Here is an 851-nt window from a genome sequence, read left to right on the forward strand (position 1 = left end):
TCAGCTTTACGACAAACGATGGGATCGTCGATGCAGTAAAGAATGTTAGCTTCGAGCTACAAGCGGGTGAAACGCTGTCTATCGTCGGCGAATCTGGTTCCGGCAAATCAGTTTCCACCAACGCTTTAATGAAGCTGCTATCAGCCAACGCCATTGTCCATCCAGACTCGTCGATCATGTTTGAAGGCGAATCCATTCTGGACAAAACTGAGCGACAAATGCAGCGCATTCGCGGCGATCGCATCGGGATGATATTCCAAGAGCCGATGACTTCACTGAATCCGTACATGCGGGTCGGTATTCAAGTGGCGGAAGCCATAATGTGTCATCGCTCAGTCAATCAGCGCAAAGCCAAAGAACGTGTGCTTGAACTGTTTGATTTGGTTCATTTGCCGAACCCGCAACAAGCCTATGATAAGTATCCCCATGAGTTTTCTGGTGGTCAGTTACAGCGCATCATGATTGCCATGGCACTGATCAACGAACCAGACATCTTAATTGCCGATGAGCCGACAACCGCGCTTGACGTTACCGTTCAGGCGGAAGTGCTACTGCTGATTAAAGAGATTCAAGCAAAAATGGGGATGGCTATTTTATTTATCACCCATGACCTAGGCGTGGTGAAACACTTTGCCGATCGTGTGTTGGTGATGTGTAAAGGTGAGGTCGTTGAAGAAGGCATTAATGAGCACTTGTTTTCTGAACCTCAGCATGAATACACCAAAATGCTGATTAACTCGATTCCGAAAGGAAGCAAAACCCCCGTTGATGAGAAAGCGTCGGAATTGCTCAACGCTGAAGACATTCGTGTGAAATTTTTGGTGACGCCTCACTTTATCCCAAGCAAAAAC

1 protein-coding gene is annotated in these 851 nt (G+C 47.1%); it reads left to right on the forward strand.

Annotated elements, in window-relative coordinates; all coding sequences use genetic code 11:
- A partial coding sequence (locus tag R7Q48_RS25925; RefSeq protein ID WP_318133046.1) for an ATP-binding cassette domain-containing protein occupies nucleotides 1-851 on the forward strand: 851 nt, incomplete at both ends.

This window comes from Vibrio sp. 378 (assembly GCF_033339435.1).